This window comes from Micromonospora sp. NPDC049523, assembly GCF_040676775.1.
Classification (GTDB): domain Bacteria; phylum Actinomycetota; class Actinomycetes; order Mycobacteriales; family Micromonosporaceae; genus Micromonospora_G.
Map to the genome: position 1 here is coordinate 37872 of NZ_JBFAPP010000028.1, position 17592 is coordinate 55463.

Annotated in this window: 11 protein-coding genes; 3 read left to right on the forward strand and 8 right to left on the reverse strand. The window is 71.8% G+C overall.

What is annotated here, in order from left to right; genetic code table 11:
• The first annotated feature begins 216 nt into the window (after positions 1-216).
• Positions 217-2052 carry a maltose alpha-D-glucosyltransferase gene (treS, locus tag AB0J90_RS31090; RefSeq protein ID WP_363601972.1) on the forward strand — a complete coding sequence of 612 codons (1836 nt, stop codon included), beginning with the start codon at positions 217-219 and terminating at the stop codon, positions 2050-2052.
• 138 nt (positions 2053-2190) lie between these two features.
• Positions 2191-2847: an HNH endonuclease family protein gene (locus tag AB0J90_RS31095; RefSeq protein WP_363601974.1), complete on the forward strand. Its 657-nt coding sequence runs from the start codon at positions 2191-2193 to the stop codon at positions 2845-2847.
• A 60-nt stretch (positions 2848-2907) separates the two neighbouring features.
• On the opposite strand, the gene AB0J90_RS31100 is transcribed toward AB0J90_RS31095, so the two are convergent.
• The 7 genes from AB0J90_RS31100 to AB0J90_RS31130 all read right to left on the reverse strand — a co-directional run bounded on the left by AB0J90_RS31100 (position 2908) and on the right by AB0J90_RS31130 (position 14810).
• Complete coding sequence (locus AB0J90_RS31100) at positions 2908-5043, reverse strand: substrate-binding domain-containing protein (protein WP_363601976.1); 2136 nt, start codon at positions 5041-5043, stop codon at positions 2908-2910.
• 234 nt (positions 5044-5277) lie between these two features.
• Positions 5278-7014, reverse strand: a complete 1737-nt coding sequence (locus AB0J90_RS31105; protein WP_363601978.1) for an NACHT domain-containing protein — start codon at positions 7012-7014, stop codon at positions 5278-5280.
• Complete coding sequence (locus AB0J90_RS31110) at positions 7014-8591, reverse strand: vWA domain-containing protein (RefSeq protein WP_363601980.1); 1578 nt, start codon at positions 8589-8591, stop codon at positions 7014-7016. Before AB0J90_RS31110 ends, AB0J90_RS31105 begins: the two co-directional genes overlap by 1 nt.
• Positions 8592-8652: 61 nt before the next feature.
• Positions 8653-11097 carry a tetratricopeptide repeat protein gene (locus tag AB0J90_RS31115; protein ID WP_363601982.1) on the reverse strand — a complete coding sequence of 815 codons (2445 nt, stop codon included), beginning with the start codon at positions 11095-11097 and terminating at the stop codon, positions 8653-8655.
• A complete protein-coding gene (locus AB0J90_RS31120; protein ID WP_363601984.1) occupies positions 11094-12407 on the reverse strand; it encodes a hypothetical protein in 1314 nt (437 codons plus the stop codon). The genes AB0J90_RS31115 and AB0J90_RS31120 overlap by 4 nt, the downstream gene beginning before the upstream one ends.
• Before the next feature lie 7 nt (positions 12408-12414).
• A complete protein-coding gene (locus tag AB0J90_RS31125; RefSeq protein WP_363601986.1) occupies positions 12415-13455 on the reverse strand; it encodes a transporter substrate-binding domain-containing protein in 1041 nt (346 codons plus the stop codon).
• The gene (locus AB0J90_RS31130) at positions 13452-14810 is read right to left on the reverse strand and encodes a hypothetical protein (RefSeq protein ID WP_363601988.1); all 1359 of its coding nucleotides are present in this window, start codon (positions 14808-14810) and stop codon (positions 13452-13454) included. Before AB0J90_RS31130 ends, AB0J90_RS31125 begins: the two co-directional genes overlap by 4 nt.
• A gap of 210 nt (positions 14811-15020) precedes the next feature.
• Here AB0J90_RS31130 and AB0J90_RS31135 point away from each other — a divergent pair, with 210 nt between their 5' ends.
• Complete coding sequence (locus AB0J90_RS31135) at positions 15021-16544, forward strand: PQQ-binding-like beta-propeller repeat protein (RefSeq protein ID WP_363601990.1); 1524 nt, start codon at positions 15021-15023, stop codon at positions 16542-16544.
• A 48-nt stretch (positions 16545-16592) separates the two neighbouring features.
• Here the strand turns inward: AB0J90_RS31135 and AB0J90_RS31140 are convergent, their stop codons facing one another.
• Complete coding sequence (locus AB0J90_RS31140; RefSeq protein ID WP_363601992.1) at positions 16593-17507, reverse strand: NADP-dependent oxidoreductase; 915 nt, start codon at positions 17505-17507, stop codon at positions 16593-16595.
• Positions 17508-17592: the final 85 nt, after the last annotated feature.

Sequence of the window (17592 nt, forward strand, 5' to 3'; positions counted from 1 at the left end):
GGAGGCGGTGTGGCGCGATCATCGGCCGGGCTCGCCTCGATCGTCGGATTCGCTACTGAAACATCGGCGTTACCGCTGATCGTCAGCCCCGGTTGAAGCGGATGAACGGGCGGTGAACCCGCCGTCACCGATGCCGGCGATTCCTTCCCGCGTGACCCGCGGGTGCGCCGACGTCGAACCTGCGGGCCCTCCATCTTGGAACCCCGGAGGAGAACCATGTCCGATCTAGCTGAGCGCGTCAACGCGCTGACGATCCCGTCCACGGACCAGGATCTGGGCCTGCTGTCCAGGCAGATGCCCGTACTACCGACACCGAACACCAGCCGGCGGACTGCCCGCGAGATGCCGGTCGAACCGCGGTGGTACCAGCGGGCGATCTTCTACGAAATGTTCGTCCAGGCGTGCTTCGACGCCAGCGGGGACGGCTTCGGCGACCTGCCCGGCCTGACCACCAAGCTGGACTACCTGAAGTGGCTCGGCGTCGACTGTCTATGGCTGCCACCGTTCTACGACTCGCCCCGCCGCGACGGCGGGTACGACATCCGCGACTACCTGAGCGTCGCGCCGGAGTTCGGCACCATCGACGATTTCGTGACGCTGATCGACGAGGCGCACAGCCGGGGCATCCGGGTGATCACCGACCTGGTGCTGAACCACACCTCCGACACGCACGAGTGGTTCCAGCAGTCCCGGCAGGACCCGACCGGGCCGTACGGGGACTTCTACGTCTGGCGCGACACCGACACCGAGTACGCGCAGGTACCGATCGTCTTCTGCGACAGCGAGCCGTCGAACTGGACCTACGATCCGGTCCGGCAGCAGTTCTACTGGCACCGCTTCTTCGCCCACCAACCGGACCTGAACTACGACAACCCGGTGGTACGCGAAACCATGCTCGACGTGGTGCGCTACTGGCTGGGGCTCGGCATCGACGGGTTCCGGCTGGACGCGGTCACGTACCTCTACGAGCGGGAGGGAACCGACTGCGCCAACCTGCCGGAGACGCACGCGTACCTGAAACGGCTGCGCAGGACCGTGGACGAGGAGTTCCCCGGTAGGGTCCTGCTGGCCGAGGCGAACCTCTGGCCGGCCGACCTGGTCGACTACTTCGGTGACCCGGAGGCCGGCGGGGACGAGTGCCACATGGCGTTCCACTTCCCGGTGATGCCGCGGATCTTCATGGCCGTACGCCGCGAGTCCCGCTTCCCGATCTCCGAGATCATCGCCCAGACGCCGCAGATCCCACAGGGCTGCCAGTGGGGCACCTTCCTGCGCAACCACGACGAGCTGACCCTGGAGATGGTCACCGACGAGGAGCGCGACTACCTCTACGACGAATACGCCAAGGACCCCCGGATGCGGGTCAACCTCGGCATCCGGCGACGGCTCGCCCCCTTGGTCAACAACGACCGCAACCAGATCGAGCTGTTCACCTCGCTTCTGCTCTCGCTGCCCGGCTCGCCGGTGCTCTACTACGGCGACGAGATCGGCATGGGCGACAACGTGTGGCTGGGCGACCGCAACGGGGTCCGTACCCCGATGCAGTGGTCGCCGGACCGCAACGGCGGCTTCTCCAGCGCCGACCCCGGCGCGCTGTTCCTGCCGGTCAACCAGGGCCCGGTGTACGGGTACCAGGCGGTCAACGTGGAGCGTCAGCTCGAACAGCCGGCGTCGCTGTTGCAGTGGACCCGGCAGATGATCGCCGTACGCAAGCAGCACCCCGCGCTCGCCCTGGGCTCCTTCCGTGACCTCGGTGGCAAGAACTCCACCGTGCTCGCCTTCCTGCGTGAGTACGACGGGCCGGACGGGCACGAGGTGGTGCTCTGCGTGCACAACCTGTCCCGCCATCCGCAGCCGGCGCAGTTGCCGCTGGGCAGTCGGTTCATCGGCCACCTGCCGGTGGAGCTGACCGGGCAGACGTCGTTCCCGCTGATCAGTAGTCGGCCGTACCAGCTCACCCTGCCGGGTTACGGCTCGTTCTGGTTCCAGCTCACCAGCAAGACCCCGAAGCCGCGTACGTCGCCGACGGATTCGCTGGTCGCGACCGGTTGACCGGGTCGGCGGGACCGGGGACGGGAAACAGGGCGGAAACATTTTAACCATCGTTCATGCGCGAGTGGGTCCAAACGAAATTTAGGTACGTCCATATAGGTGCCAGGCAGATCGCCTGCCCCAACGGATGGAGCCGTGATGACCCGTACCCCCCTGCGCTGGGCCACCACCCTGCTGGCCACCGCCACCCTCGCCGTCCTCGGTCTCGCCAACCCGGCCCAGGCCGCGACGGTCTCGCAGCCGCTGCGCACCATGGTCGCGAACCTGCCGGTCGCCAGCGAGATCCGCACCGGCTACAACCGCGACCTCTTCCCGCACTGGGTCGACGCCGACGGTGACGGCTGCAACACCCGTTACGAGGTGCTGATCGCCGAGGCCACCACCAACCCGTCGGTCGGCTCGGGCTGCACCCTCAGCGGCGGCCGCTGGTTCTCGTACTACGACGGCGCCTACTGGACCAACCCGTCCGACCTGGACATCGACCACATGGTCGCGCTGGCCGAGGCGTGGGACTCCGGCGCCCGCTCGTGGACCACCTCCCGACGCCAGTCGTACGCCAACGACATGGGCGACGTACGGGCGCTGGTCGCGGTGACGGACAACGTCAACCAGTCCAAGGGCGACCAGGACCCGGCGAGTTGGGTGCCGACCCGCGAGGTCTGCCGCTACATCGGCGAGTGGGTAGCGGTGAAGACCCGCTGGCGGCTCACCGTCGACACCGCCGAGAAGAACGCCCTGACCAGCCGGGCCGCGTCCTGCTCCAACATCACCCTCACCGTCACCCACGCCTTCTGATCCGTCCCGCGTACGGGGAGCCGGTGCGATCCACCGGCCCCCGTACGGCGGCGCGAGCGGTCAGACCAGCGTCAGGGTGAGAGTGGCGGAGTAAGGGCCCGGCACCGCAGTGTCCGGGATGTCCAGTACGAGGCCCGCGCCGCAAGCGAATGTCCCGGCGCTGCTGTCGGGCCTGGCGGAGCAGAGCGTCACGCCCTCGGCGAGACCACCCCGCGTGGTGCCCGCGGCGACCGGGCTGCCCGCCAGCACGTCGCCGGAGCCGTCGGTCTTGTGCGCCGTCGGGGTCCAACCCAGTTGGGCGCCGAGAATGGTGGCGCCGGGCTGCCCGTCGTGGGTGAAGTTCTCGACCTGACCGGTCACGTTCCAGCCCGAGTTGGTGCCGCGCAGGTCGACGACGGTGACCTCCGCGAGGGTGCCGGTTGCCGAGCCGCCGACGACGCCGCCGGTAAGTGCGGCGGCGTCGGAAGTGGCGAGCGAGAAGGTACCCGGTGCGACGGCTGCGGTGATCCGGGTCGAATTCGCGTCAGCCGGCGGAGCGCCGACGGTGATGCCGACCGATTCGGAGGTCGACGCGCCGTAGTTGGCGCTGAGCGGGGTGAACACGGCGGACAGGTCGTAGCTGCCCCTCGGCAGATCACTGGTGGTGATCGACGCCGTGCCGTCGGCGCCGACCTCGACGGGAGAGCCGATCAGGGTCCTCGCGACGCCCTGCCGGAACTGGACCCTGCCCGTCGCCCTGGCCGGAACCACCACGGCGGTCAGGGTCACCGGCTCACCGAAACCGATCGAGGCGCTGCTCGCCGTCAGCGTCGTTGTCGTCGGCACCGGCTGGGAAGCGCTCGGGCACTGCTGGCCGGTGGACCGGTTGTCGCACTCCGGCGGCTGGCCGGCGGTGAGCAGCAGCGTGTTCGTGCCGTCCGGCGAGAACGTGGGGTTGGCGCAGGTGGCAACGGGGTTGTTCCGGACCACCGCACCGGGAATGCGCTCGATCTGGTCGAACCCGGCCCGGACCAGGTTGAGCGGCAGCGGTGCGAGCCCGAACGTCGGCGCGCTCTGCTGCCCCTCGCAGAGCCCGAAGGAGGCGAACTCGGCCAGCGTGTATCCCTCGCCCGCGCCGAAGGAGTCCTGGAACGTCCTGGGCACGATCATGTACGCGTACGAGGAGAGTGGGTAGGCCCGCCGGTCGGGGTTGGTGTAGACGTGGTCCAGCTTCTGCGTCAGGTGGACCGTCGGGTCGGACGGATTGTCGACGATCTCGGCCTTGGTGAGCGCCACGGCCACCGCGTCGGCCGTGGGTCCGACGTAGTAGCCGGCCTGATTGAGCACCTTGACGACCGGGAGGTCGTGCTGGAGCGCGTACCGGGTTTCCACGTAGCCGATGGCACCGTTGACGCCGCCTTGCGCGACGTAGCCTGCGACGCCGTTCGACAGGGGCTGGGACACAAAACCCTGCGATCGGAAGTACGCTGTCGCGCCACACGGAGGCGTTCCGCCCCGGGCCTGGCAGAAGGAGTTCCACCGGTCCGGGTACTGCGTGCTCATCCAACGCGTGAGCTGCACGGTCGTACCCGAGCCGTCGGATCTCACCACCGGGGTGATGTCCTGGGGTGGCAGGTCGAGAGCGGGGTTGTCCGCCTTGATCCGCGGATCGTCCCAGCGGGTGATGTCCTTGGTGAAGATCCTCGCGATGGTGTCGCCCGACAGCCGCAGGTTCGTGATCCGTCGTCCGTTTATCTGCAGGTTGTACATGAAGGCGAGGCCGCCAGCGGCGACAGGCAGGTATCCGAACGGCCGGTTCGCGGGCGGCTGGTCGCTCTCGACGAACGCGTCGTCCAGGCCGTAGGGAGTCTCCGACACGGCGAAGTCGAAGTTGCCGTCGGCGAACTCGTTGCGGCCGAGGGTGGAGCCTCCACCCACGTAGTTCACCACGAGGCCGCGTCCCCGCACCGCCGCCCGCCAACTGTTGACCATGACCTCGCTCCAGGTGGAGCCCGCTCCGGCGATCGGCGCGGACTGCGGCTCGGCCCAGGCCGGCGACGGCACCACCACGGCACCGGTCAGCAGCAGCAGCAGCGAGACAAGGCCCGCGAGGATCCGGTACCCGGCCGGGAACACGTACCGGCGTCGCCAGGGCGGGGGCGCACTGGCGGCTGCGGCTGGACGCACGGCTGCGCGCGCAGGGACCGTTCTGGGCATGCTGGTCTCTCCTCGTCCGGCATCGGTGGATCACCAGGTACGCACCGCTCGTGGTTTACGGCTCGCCGCGAAAACGTGTACGCGGCACCTGCCCGGCGGCGGGGTGGGGCCGCGTTCACCCTGGAGTTACCGGCCGGACTCGCGTGAATGTAGTGCGCGACGGGTGAGCCCGTCGGCAACGCACGCGTACGCCGGACATGCGGAACGTGAATTTCTCCAGACCATCGAACTGGTTCAATCCTGCGTGGGCCGGTGCAGGGCCGGTACGGCGGCGAAGGTGGTGGCAGCCGAGCGCACCTGACGTGGCCAGCGCGGGTCGGCGGAGATGCCGAACACCGCCCGCCGGATCACCGGCGCCACCGCGAGTTCCGCCAGCACCGCCAGGCAGTCGACGGCCAACGGGCGCTCGCCGGCCTGCCAGTGCCGCAGCAACTCGGCCAGGATCTTGTCCCGTACCCCGTCCGACATCGGGATCCCGGCGCCGAGCAGGTGCCCTGAGGCGAGCACCTGCGCACCGGTTCCGGCGGCCAACCGGGTCAGCGTCGACTCGGTGGCCCGGCCCGCCCGCGCCAGCGCGTACACCGCCGTTCCCCTGGTGGCCGGCTCGGCCATCAGCGCCAACCACTCCGGCTCCTGCCAGGACCGGGCCACCGGCCCCGCCGCCAGATACTCCGCTACCGCCCTGGTCAACGGCTCGGCGTCGGCGCCACGCGGGACGTACAACCCGGTGGCGACGAGCAGGGCGCGGACCCGACCGGGCCAGTCCCGCAGCAGGCCACCGGGCGGGACCGGGGCGTGCTCGTTGGTCCAGCCGACCGCCGCCGCGACCGCGGCACCGTCGCGCAGCCAACCCGCCGCCGCCGCCTCGCACAGGCCCTCGACCTGCTCGTCCAGCCAGGCGGCGACCGCCGTACCCGAACCACCCCGGCGGCCCAGCGCGGCGCCGGTCTCCTCGACCGCGGCGGCACCGCTCTCGACCAGGTGCGGGACGAACCGGTCCAACAGTTCCGCCGGCCCCGGCGGCAACACCCCCGACCGGCCCTCCCAGCTCAGCGCCGCGAGCGTGACCAGCAACGGATTGCCGGTCAGCTCGGCCAGGTCCACCCGGGCCAACTCCACCCGGAACCGGTCCCGGTCGCGATCGGCCCGCTCCGGGTCGGCCACCCGGTCCCGGAACCAGCGCTCGGCGAACGTCGCCAGGTCGGCCGGGTCGAACGGCAACAGGTGATGCTCGGCGAAGTACGTCCGCAGCGCGGTCGTCTCCTCCGCCGCCAGCGGGCGGGTGGTGAGCAGCAGGCGGTACGGGTGGTCGCCGCGGGCCGCCCACTCCCGCAACTGGCCCAGCACCCGCGACCGGACGTTCGGGTCGGTGATCCGGTCCACCCCGTCGACCAGCACCAACCACCGGCCGGACCGCCCCGGCGGCTGACCGGTCAACACGGTCGGCAACCCGAATCGGTACGCCTCGGCCAGCGCCTCCGGCAACGACCGGTCGACCAGTGCGGTCGCCGGCAGCGCCAGCCCGACCTGCTCCGGCGCCCCGGCCCGACCTCGACCGGTCCCGGTGAAGCCGCGCGCCAGTTCCCGTACCGCGTGGCCGACGAAGGTGGTCTTGCCGCTGCCCGCCGGTCCGACCAGCAGCAGGTGACGGTCGGTACGAAGTAGCCCGTCGGCCTCGAACGCCGGCACCGGCCCGATCGGACCACCACCCGGCGCGACCCGCTGCCGTACGTAGATCGCGGAGAGCGAGGAGACCGAACCGTCGAGGAACTGGTACGCGTGCGCCGGCACCGCGTCACGCTGGGCGGCCACCAGGGCGCGTACGGACTCCGTGGTCTCCGCGGATCGGCCCGGTCGGCGGCGTTGCCAGGCGGCACTGCCCCCGATCATCGCCAGTACGGCGATCGTGCTGACCACGATCGACGAGATGTTGTCGAACCGTTCCAGCCACTCGAACAGGTCGAAAGCCATCAGCCGGTCCGGCTCGCGTGGAAGTCGTACCGGCACCGCTCGCAGAAGCGCCCACGGCGCCGGGTCCCGCACTCCGGGCACTCGTCCGGCAGCGGGGGAACCTCCACCTCGGCCGGGCGTTGGCCCGGCACTGCGCCGAGCGGGCCGGGCCCCGACGCACCGTTGCCGGGCCCGTCGTTCGGGCCGCTGAGCCCGGTCGGGCCGGCGGTGTCCCAGGAACGGGTGTGGTGGCCGGTCACGGTCGGCACCTGCCAGTGGCCGGGGTCGACGTCGGAGCGGAGCCTCACCCGCCCCGAAGCGGCGTCGTCGATCCTCACCACCCGGTCGAAGACGGCGAGCTTGTCGTGCGCCCCGGCGGCGTGCGCCAACGCCACCGCCCGCCCCATCAACGCCTCGGCGTCGGCCAGCCGGCGCTCGTCGAACGCCTCCCATGCGGCCCGGATCGCCGCCGCCAACTCCTGCTGCCGGGTGTAGTGGGCCACGGTCGGGTTGATCCCGGTGTAGCGGGCGATGTCCTCGGTCCACTCCACCGCCACCGCGGTCTGCCCGACCTCCGCGACCCCGACCCCGACGCCGGCCGGCCGGTCCTGGTCGGGCACCAGGTCGGCCGGCTCGGCCAGGCCCGGCACCAGCAGGCTCAGCCAGGCCACCCGGCGGGTTTCGTTGGCCGCCATCGGCTGCACCGCCAGACCGATGTGGTAGTCCCGGTGCCCCTCGCCCCACGACCCGATCGGATAGTCGGTGGTCTGGCCGTCGAGCGGTTGGGCCAGCTCGGCGAGGTCGGCGATGGTCGGGTACACCTGCTTGACGAACCGGACCCCGGCCAGCGCCGACGTCCGTACGCGCAACCGCACGTCGGCCGTCTGCTGACCCAGCGCACCGGCGACGAGCTGGGTGAACTCGGCGGAGAGCCGGTCGAGGTCCTCCACCGGCACCACCGGGTTCGCGCCGAGCGCGTCCGCGATCCGGATCAGCTCGGTTCCCCGCCAGGCGTGCACTCCCGGCCGCTCGGCGATCGCCCGGCAGTCCACCGTGTACTGGCCGGCGCACTCGCCCAGGACCGCGTCCAGCTCGGTGACGGGTTCGCTCTCGTTGCGCCCGTCGGTGAGCATGATCGCGTGCCGTACGCTGCCCGGCGCCTCGTCGAAGATCCGCGCGGCCAGCCGCAGCCACCTACTCATCGCAGTGCCGCCACCGGCACCGGTACGCCGCAGCGCGTCCTTGGCGGCGGTCCGGGTGGTGTCGCCGGCAACCATCAACCGGGCCGTCGCCGGGTAGATCATCTCCGCGGTGTGGGTCCCCGCCACCACGGCGAACCGGACCCCGTCCGGCAGCGCGTCGATGGCGGCGATCGCCGCCCGGCGGGCCTGGATCAGCTTGCTCGTCGGTGACCCCATCGAACCCGAACAGTCCAGCAGGATCACCTCGGCGAGATGCGGAGCGACCAGTCCCGGCCGGTCGTCCCCGGCCGGCCCGCCGGTCGAACGGACCGTGGCGACCACGTCCACCAGGGTGCCCTCGGTCGGCAGGTACATCTCGTAGTGGGTGCTGATGTCGAAGTTCGGGCCAGCGCTCACCGGCGCACCTCCCCGGATCGAAGCGGGCAGAGACGGCGCGGCGCTGCGCGGAAACGGAGGTTCACAGCCAGGTCCAGGGGCGTACCTGGTTGGCCCGGTCCACCAGGGCGACCCGCTCCTGGCGCAACACACTCTGCCGGGCCAGCGAGCGGTAGACCTCGGCCAGCCGCTCCCGCAGCCGCTCCTCGGCCAGCGGCACCCCGAACACCTGTTCCGTGCCGCCGGCCTGGCGTGGCACCGCCCAGGCGAGCGCCACTTCCAGCACCTCGGCGGTGAGGCTGTCCCGGGCGGCGCCGGTCAGGTCGATCGCCTCCGCCGCGACGGCCGCGTCCACCAGGTCGACCGAGACCGGGTCCGCCACCCGGGCACCGGACAGCAGCGCCCTGACCTTCGCGATCTGCGCCGGCACCCGGTAGCTGGCCGTCTCCGGCACCTCGTCCAGCGCCGCGGCGGCTCCCCGCCGGTCACCCTGTCCCAACCGGGTACGGGCCAGCCCGAACAGCGCGCTCAGCGACGAGTGCTCGGTGGCCCAGACCGCCGCGTAGTGCCGCTCGGCCGTGGGCAGGTCACCGTCGAGTTCACTGGCGACCGCGTACCCGAGCCGGGCGGGCAGTTCACCGGGCAGCAGCCCGTACACGGTGTCGAAGTGCTGGCGGGCGGCGCCGATCTCGCCCGAGGCGAGGGCGACCAGCCCGTGGTGCCAGTCCAGCCGCCAGTCGTCGACCGGGGCGTCCGGTCGGGCGGCCAGCTCGGTCAGGGTGCCGGCGGCCAGCTCGGGCTGCCCGGCGTCCAGGTAGGCCCGGGTCAGCCGGAGCAGCACGTCCCGGCTGCGCTCCGGCGCCCGCCCGAGCAGGCCGATCAGCTCCGCGGGCTGGACCGCGCCGACCGAGCCGAGGAAACCGGCGCCGGGATCGGCGAGATCCATCAGCGGCGCCGGGAGTGCGGTCGCGACCATCGCCGCCGGCACCGGCGTGGTCAGATCGTCGTACGCGCCGAACGGGCGGGGCGCGAGCCCGAACAGGGTGGACGCCGTCGGCGGCACCTCCTGCCCCTGCTCCGCGAGCACCTGCCGGAGTACGCCGTGCACCTGCGCGTACATCTCGTCGGCCGAGCCGAACCGGCGGGCCGGCTCGGGGTGGGTCGACCGGACCAGCAACCGGCGGTACGACTCGTGTTCGTCGAGCAACTGCGGCACCGCGTCCGGCAGCCGCCCGTCCGGGAAGCGGCTGACGTACTGGCTGGTGTTCGCGGCGAGGCTGAGCGCGCCCAGGGTGCGCCCGACGGTGTAGAGATCGGAGCGGACCGAGGCGGCCCGTGCCCCGTGCTTGTGCACCTCGGGCGCCTCGAAGCCGCGGGTGCCCAGCAGTGGGCTGTCGAGATCGTCGGCCCGCCGGGCCGCACCGAGGTCGAGCAGCTTGAGCCGGTTGCCGACGTGCATGACGTTGTCCGGCTTCAGGTCACAGTAGAGCCAGTCCTGCTCGTGCAGGTGCTCGAAGGCGTCCAGGATGGCCAGCCCGTACGCCAACACCTGCGGCAACGGCAGCGGCCCCGGTACGCCCCAGCCGGACGGGCGCGGTCGCATCTCGTCCAGCGACTGCCCGCCGACGAACTCCATCACGATGTACGGCGTACCGTCGCCCGCCTCCGGCGGCACGAAGTCGTAGATCTTGACGATGTTCGGGTGGTCCAGCGCGATCAGTGCCCGCCGTTCGCCGACGAACGCCTCGGCGGCGGTGGAGTCCTCGGCGGCGCGCTGCCGCTTGAGCACCCGCCAGCTCCCGTCCATGTCCTCGTCCCGGGCGGCGAAGATCCAGCCCATGCCGCCGTAACCGATGCAGCCGCGGATCCGGTACCGCTGCTTGATCACGTCACCGTCGTGCAGCGGCGGCACGAACGAGAACGGGGTGCCGCAGTGCGGGCAGTAGCCGGTGGTGATCCCGGAATCGGTGCCGTCGGTCCGGCCGACCGGTCGCCGGCACGAGGACCGGGCACAGATCCGGGCATGTTCCGGCACGGCGTGGTCGGCCCGGATCGCGGTGAGCGGATCACGTGGTGGCACCACCGGCATCTCGACCAGCCCGAACCAGCGCCGGGTCCCGCCGCCGAAGCCGGGTGGTGGTCCGCCGCGCGGTCGAGCGCCCGCACCGCCTCCGGAGCCGCCACCGGTCGATCCGCTGCCCGACCCGGTACGCCAGCCGGCACCACCCGAACTGATCCCGACCGGACCCGGGCCGCTCGGTCCTGCCGGGCCGCTCGGACCGGCCGAAGCTGGCGGCGCGGTGGTGGGCCGGCTCGGACGGGCGGCCACCGACGGTCGGGCGAACGCGCTCTGGGCACCGCCGCGCACCGGCCCGGATCCCGCGACAGAGTCACCCTCCGAGCCGTTGGAGCCGTTGGAGCCGGCGGAGTCCTCGCCGGACTGGCCCGCGCAGCGGTGTCCCCACTTGAGGCAGAAGCCGTCCAGGTCGACGGCGCCCGGACAGTCCCGGGCGAGACAGCCGTTCATGCCGGGCCCTCCTCGTTCACCGCGTGCAGATACCGGGTGACCGCCCGGTCGGCGGCCGGGGCGTCGAGCGGGTCCGCCCGGAGTCGACGCCGGGCCTCGTTGTAGAGATCGGTCAGGGCCAGGTCCTCGGAACGCCCGGCACCGAACGCCTTGCGCTGGAAGGCGTCCAGCCGGCCCCGCAGCTCGATCCGGAAGTCGTAGAGGCGCCGCCGCCGCACTCCGGCGGCGTCCCGGGCTCGCGCGGCCTGCTCCGCCGCCGCGGTCACCGCGGCACCGATCTCGGCCGGTTCGGACTCCTCGTCGACCGCGTCCCACCACTCACCCCGGCGGCAGCGTCGTTCGACGGCGCGCAGCCGTACCCGCAGCGTCGCGGCCTGGGGCACCGGTGGGCCGGATCCGGCTTCGGAGTCGGGATCGCCGGGGATCGGGGTGAGGCCGCGCCACGCATGCCGCGCCTCGGTCTCGTCCGCGTCGAGTCGACCGATCAGCAGCCGCAACTCGTCCACCAGGCCCGGCAACCGGCCACGCAGTTCCTCGGCCCGTCCCACCCGTACGCCGAGTTCGGTGACCCGACCGCCGAGCCGGTCCCGGGCGGCGGCCCAAGCCACCCCGTCCGTTGCCCCCAGCGGGTCCCGCTCGCCGGCCCGCCGCAGCGTGTCGATCTCGTTTTGCAGACCCTCGATCAGCCCGTCCGGTACGGCCACCCCGGCGGCCCGGGCCCGCACCTCGGCGAGTCGCGCGATCACCGTTTCGAGTCGGGTCAACATGGTGGCTCGTGCGGCGGCGACCGCCTCGGCCACGGCCAGGATCGCGGCGTGGTGCTCGCCGGCCCGGACGATCACCTCCGGCAGCGGCAACCGGATCACCTCGACGGGTGCGCCGGTCGCCGCGGTCAGCACCACCTCGCACGGGCCGCGCAGCAGCGCCCACAGCTCGGTGTCGATCGCCGGCACGACCGGGTCCGACGCGACGACCGGGCCCACGGGCTCGACCGGGTCGGCGAAGCGGCGCTGACGCAGCGCGTCCGCCCGGTCGAGCAGTTGCTGTGCGGCGGCGAGTTGGGCGGCGAGTTCACCGATCCGCCACTGGACGTCCTGCCAGGCGCGGGCGGTCGCCCCGGCCGCGTCCGGCCGCTCCAACTGCCGGTAGCCGTCCGCTTCGTCGCGGACCACCAGCGCGCCGGCCAGCCGGGCGCACTCGGCCCGCAGTCGGCGCAGTTCCGCCTCCGGCTGGGCCGACCCGCCCTGCTGATGCTGCACCTCCGGCTGGTGCCGTCCTCCCGGATGTTCCCGCGCGCGTGGTTCGGCCATCCCGTCCTCACATGCCCGGGGGCCAGGACAGGTTGGGGCCGTAGCGGGCCGGCGGCGGCCCGTTGTCCGGGTGCTCCGGCAGCCACTCCTCGTGCATCTGCACCCACCTGCCGTTCTGCCGGATCTGCTCCAGCACGTGGTTGACGAACCGGAGCAGGGCGACGTCGTCCTGCCGGGTGGCGATCGCGTGCGGTTCGTCGCTGAACCAGGTGCAGGCCGATTTCGGCTCGTCGTGCCAGTCGCAGGACGTGTCGCCGGTCGGGCGCGACGGCGGCTGGGTGACCAACCTGGTGGTCGGGTCCAGGTCCCGGAGGCCGAGCAGCACATTGTGGTCGGTGGAAATCGCCTCGACCTGCTTCTGCTGCAACATGACCAGGCAGTCGGTCCAGTTCGGCACCGACACCGGCAGCGGCTTCTCCGGCCGGGCCCGGGTGTGCTCCAGCGACGTGGTGCCGGTCGCCGCGCATACCGCCTTGCCGCCCAGGTCCCCGATCCCCTGGTACGGCGAGTCGCCGCGTACCAGCACGGTCTGCCCGGAGTCGAGGTAGTCGGTGGAGAAGGCGACCTCGGTGGCACGGGCGCAGGTGGCGGTCATCGAGTCGGCGACGATGTCCACCGTCCCGTCGTTGAGCCGCTGCTGCCGCTCGCCCGAGGTGACCACGACGAACCGGAGCGTCTCCTTCGGGTCCTTGCCGGGGAACATCGCTTTGGCGACCTCGTACAGCAGCTCGATGTCGAAACCGGTGAACTCGCCGGTGGCCGGGTCCCGGAAGGTCATCCGGGTCATGGTCTGGTCCACCCCGGCCCGGATGTAACCCTGCTCCACGTACTTGCTCGGCGGGGTCGGATCCGGGCGCAGGCTCAGCCGCGCGTCACAGTCGGGCGGGTTGATCGGGCTGGGCGTCGGCGCCGGCTGCTGCGCCCCGACCGGGTACGGCGAAGCCACCGGCGGCGGCTGGTAACTGCTCGCGCAGCCGCTCCCGGCAAGCAGCAGCCCCACGGCGAGTACGGCGGTGGCGCGACGCGGTCCGGTCGGGTAAATCGTCATCGGTACTCCCTCACCCGTACCCCGATGCCGACCGCCACCCCGGCGGCGCCGATCAGGCAGAGCAGCAGCGTGACCACACCCAGCGAGGTCGGTGCCGGTGGCGTGTTGGTCAGCTCCTGGTAGATCTCCCGGTCGACCCGGTCGATTTCCTTGGTGAGCTCGTTGTCGTAGTGGGTGAACGCGGTGGCGACCTCGCCGCCGGGCAGCGCGGCAGCAACCGCCGCCGGGTGGGCGCCGAGCCGCTCGTTCTCCACGATGTACCGCTCGTGGCCGCTGCACCACACCCCGACCAGGATCCGCATCTGGTCGGTGAAGCCGGCCACGGTCGAGTCGCAGTGCGCGTCCCGCTTGAACCGCTCGTTCAGCGCCACCATGCCGAACTGGTTGCTGTTACCGCCGAGTCGCAAGTGGACGTCGGCACGGGCGCGAAGTGCGTCGCGCTGGATCTCGATCAGATCCCGGTGCTGGTCGAGCTTGCGGCCGGCGACCGTCAGCCGTTCCTCGGCCTGTGGCCAGTGTCGCCAGGAGACCACCAGCCAGCCGGTGGTGGCGAGCATGGCGGCGGTGGCCAGCGCCAGTCCGGGGCTGACCCGGCGCTTGGTCCGCCGCCGCAGGTAGCGCTGACCCCACCAGAGCGCGACCAGGGTGAGCAGGGTGGTGCCGATCGACCCGAAGAGGGCGAACTGACCGTCCCGCCGGGCCTCGCTCAGCCTGGCCGTCTCGTCCTCCCAGAGCTGCTGCGCGGCGGGCAGCAGGACACCGCGCAGGTAGCCGGACGCCTCCCGCAGGTACGCCGAGCCGAGCAGCGCGTCGAATGGTTCGTCGGCCGGCTCCGCGCCAAGCTCCTGGGCGCGCCGGACGAGTTCGGTGTAGATGGACAGCTGGTTCGCCACCCGGGCCAGCCCCGTGGCGCGGGCCGGGTCACCGCCGGTCAGCCCGGCCGACTCGCCCAGCAGCCGGCGTACCTCGCCGAGCGCGTCCTCGTAGTTGCGGTTGAGTTGTACCCGCTGACCGGAATCGGGCGGGGCGAGGAACCGACCGGTGGCGGCGGCGTCCGCTTCGGCCAGCCAGCGGTGCATCGCCTGGGCGTTGCCGCTCATCTGGGCGGCGCTGGTGACCATCACCTCCCCGGCATCGACGGCGGCCCGTGCGGCCAGCCCGGCGACGCCCGCGGTCAGCGCGAACAGCAGCACCAGCATGATCCCGACCAGGATGAACCGGTTCGGGGTCGGCACCAGCAACCGGCGCAACCGGCGGCGCCGGACACCCCGCAGCCGGCGACCCGGCCGACCGGGCCCGGTCGGTGCGAGCGCGAGGTCCGGCCGCGGATCGGGGTCCAGTTCGGTCAGTGTCATCGTCACCACCCCTCGTCGACCGGGTGCGGCGGGTCGATGGTGACCCGTCCCACATTCGCACGCAATGCTACTGAGGGCATGCGACAGGTGAGGTCCCGCGCCACGGCGGCGCGGGCTCGTCCGTTCGTCCGACATGCACTGACAGCGCAGATATCGAAACAGTCGGATGGGATGAGCGTCGACCGACGGGACGGTGGGCAGACTTACCCGATGAGGCCACCCCATGATCGGCGCCCGAGCCGGCTCGTCGCGGCGATCGTCGTACTCGGGCTGCTGCTGGGCGCGGCCTCCTGCGACCGGGGCGAGGCGCCTGACCGTACCGGGTCGTCCTGGGTGAGCGGGGCGAGGTCCGCGACGGCCGGCGCGAGCGCGCCCACCGCGACCGCCGCGCCCGACACCCGCTGGTCGAACCCGGCCGGGGTGGGTCAGCCGTACGGCGACAAGGTACCCGGTCTGCTCACCTTCCGCGGCAACCCGACCCGCACCTGGTACGGCACCGGCCCGCTGCCACGCACCGCCCCGAAGCCGGCGTGGAAGTTCCCCCGCAGCGGCGGGCTGTGCGCGGAATCCACCGACGACAAGGGCACCCGGCAGTGGTGCGGATCCGGTTGGACTGGCCAACCGGCCGTGTTCGAACGGGCCGGGCGGACCTGGGTGGTGTTCGGCGCGTACGACCGCAAGGTGCACTTCCTCGACGCGATGACCGGCGAACGGATCCTGCCCGACTTCCCCACCGGCGACATCATCAAGGGCTCGGTCACGGTGGACCCGGACGGCTTCCCGTTGGTCTACACCGGCTCCCGGGACAACTACTACCGGATCATCGCGATCGACCGGGGCAAGTCCACCGAGTTGTGGAAACTGTCGGCTCGGGCGGTTTCACCGACGCTCTGGAACGACGACTGGGACGGCTCGGCCATCGTCATCGACGACTACCTGTTCGAGGGCGGCGAGAACAGTCAGTTCCACATCGTCAAGCTCAACCGCGGCTACGGCCCGGACGGCAAGGTGACGGTCGCGCCGAAGCTCGTCTTCCACGCCCCCGGCTGGGACGCGCAACTGCTGCGCGACATCGGCGACAAGATGGTGTCGATCGAGAGTTCGGTCGCCGTGTACGGCGACACCGTCTACTTCGCCAACTCCGGCGGCCTGGTGCAGGGCTGGGACATCGGCGGGCTGAAGGAGGGCCGTACGCCGAAACGGGTCTTCCGGTTCTGGATGGGCGACGACACCGACGCCACGGTGGTCGTCGACGCCGAGGGCGCGCTCTACGTCGGCGCCGAGTACGAGCGCGGCACCGCCCGTTCCCGCGAGGTCGGCCAGTTGGTCAAACTCGATCCCCGGCGCTCGGACGACCCGCTGGTCTGGCGGGTGCACGACACCGACGGCCGGCCCGCCGGCGCCTGGGGCACCCCCGCCCTGCACCGGGACGTGGCCATCTTCGACACCAACGGCGGCGAGGTGCTCGGCGTCGACCGGGCCACCGGAACGGTCCGCTGGCGGTTCGACCTGCCCGGGCCGACGTGGCAGTCCCCGGTGGTGGTCGACGACATCCTGCTGATCGGCGACTGCGCCGGTGTCCTGCACGCGTACGACGTCGCCGACACCACGGTGATGCCGAAACCCCTGTGGCAGGTCAAGCTCGGCGGCTGTGTCGAGTCGACCCCGGCCGTCTGGCGCGGTCGCATCTACGTCGCCACCCGAGCCGGCGCCTTCCACGCCCTGACCCAGTAGGAAAGGGCTCTTGTCCTACGGGGTCAGGGCCCTGGCGACAGGAATGGTTCAGACGGTGACGAGGACCAGTTTGCCGCGGATGTGACCGGCCTGGCTGATCCGGTGGGCGTCGGCGGCCCGCTCCAGCGGGAAGGTCTCCGCGACGGGAAGGGTGAAGCTGTCCTGTTCGATCAGGCGGGCGACCTGGTCCAGCGCCGGCAACGGGTGCTTGCTGCGGTTGGCGGCGAAGCGTACGCCGTACTTCTGGGCCTCGGGGTCGGCGACGGTGAGCACGTTGTCGGTGCCGTGGGCCAGCTCGATCAGGTCGGGCAGAGCGCCCCGGCCGGCCACGTCCAGGGCCCGGTCCACCCCGGTCGGGGAGATGTCGAGCACCCGCCGCACCAGACCCTCGCCGTAGCTGACCGGGGTGACGCCGATCGAGCGGAGGAAGTCGTGGTTCGGTTCGCTGGCGGTGCCGATCACGGTCGCACCGCGCTGCAGGGCGAACTGCGCCGCGGCCAGTCCGACGCCACCGGCGGCACCGTTGACCAGCACGGTCTGCCCGTCCGCGAGGTCGAGCGAGTCCAGGGCGCGTACGGCGGTCTCGGCCGCGACCGGCAGCGCCGCCGCCTCCGGCCAGGGCAGCGCGGGCGGTTTGTGGGCGAAGTGGTCCTGCGCCAGGACGGCGTACTCGGCGTACGCGGCGCCGACGACAAAACCGAACACCTCGTCCCCGACGGAGACACCGGTGATGCCGTCGCCGATCTCGTCGACCACTCCGGCGACCTCACTGCCGGGAATGGTGGGCAGGGTCAGCGGTAGGAAACCCTGCATGGCGCCGCTGCGTACCTTCCACTCCCACGGGTTGACGCCGACCGCCCGTACCGCCACCCGGATCTGACCCGTCCCGGCGTGCGGCTCGGGCACCTCGGCCAGCCGCAGCACCTCCGGCTCTCCGTACTCGCTGAACTGAACGGCTTTCACGTCGGACTCCCTTGTCAGATACCGCTGGATCACGGGTGACGCCGCCGACGGCGGGACGCCGATGGGCACAACACCGGACCCTTCC

Coding starts and splice junctions, on each gene's coding strand:
- AB0J90_RS31105 (WP_363601978.1), bottom strand. CDS start 7,014: ATGGCTTTCGACCTGTTCGAGTGGCTGGAACGGTTCGACAACATCTCG.
- AB0J90_RS31135 (WP_363601990.1), top strand. CDS start 15,021: ATGAGGCCACCCCATGATCGGCGCCCGAGCCGGCTCGTCGCGGCGATC.
- AB0J90_RS31120 (WP_363601984.1), bottom strand. CDS start 12,407: ATGGCCGAACCACGCGCGCGGGAACATCCGGGAGGACGGCACCAGCCG.
- AB0J90_RS31130 (WP_363601988.1), bottom strand. CDS start 14,810: ATGACACTGACCGAACTGGACCCCGATCCGCGGCCGGACCTCGCGCTC.
- AB0J90_RS31095 (WP_363601974.1), top strand. CDS start 2,191: ATGACCCGTACCCCCCTGCGCTGGGCCACCACCCTGCTGGCCACCGCC.
- AB0J90_RS31115 (WP_363601982.1), bottom strand. CDS start 11,097: ATGAACGGCTGTCTCGCCCGGGACTGTCCGGGCGCCGTCGACCTGGAC.
- AB0J90_RS31125 (WP_363601986.1), bottom strand. CDS start 13,455: ATGACGATTTACCCGACCGGACCGCGTCGCGCCACCGCCGTACTCGCC.
- treS (WP_363601972.1), top strand. CDS start 217: ATGTCCGATCTAGCTGAGCGCGTCAACGCGCTGACGATCCCGTCCACG.
- AB0J90_RS31100 (WP_363601976.1), bottom strand. CDS start 5,043: ATGCCCAGAACGGTCCCTGCGCGCGCAGCCGTGCGTCCAGCCGCAGCC.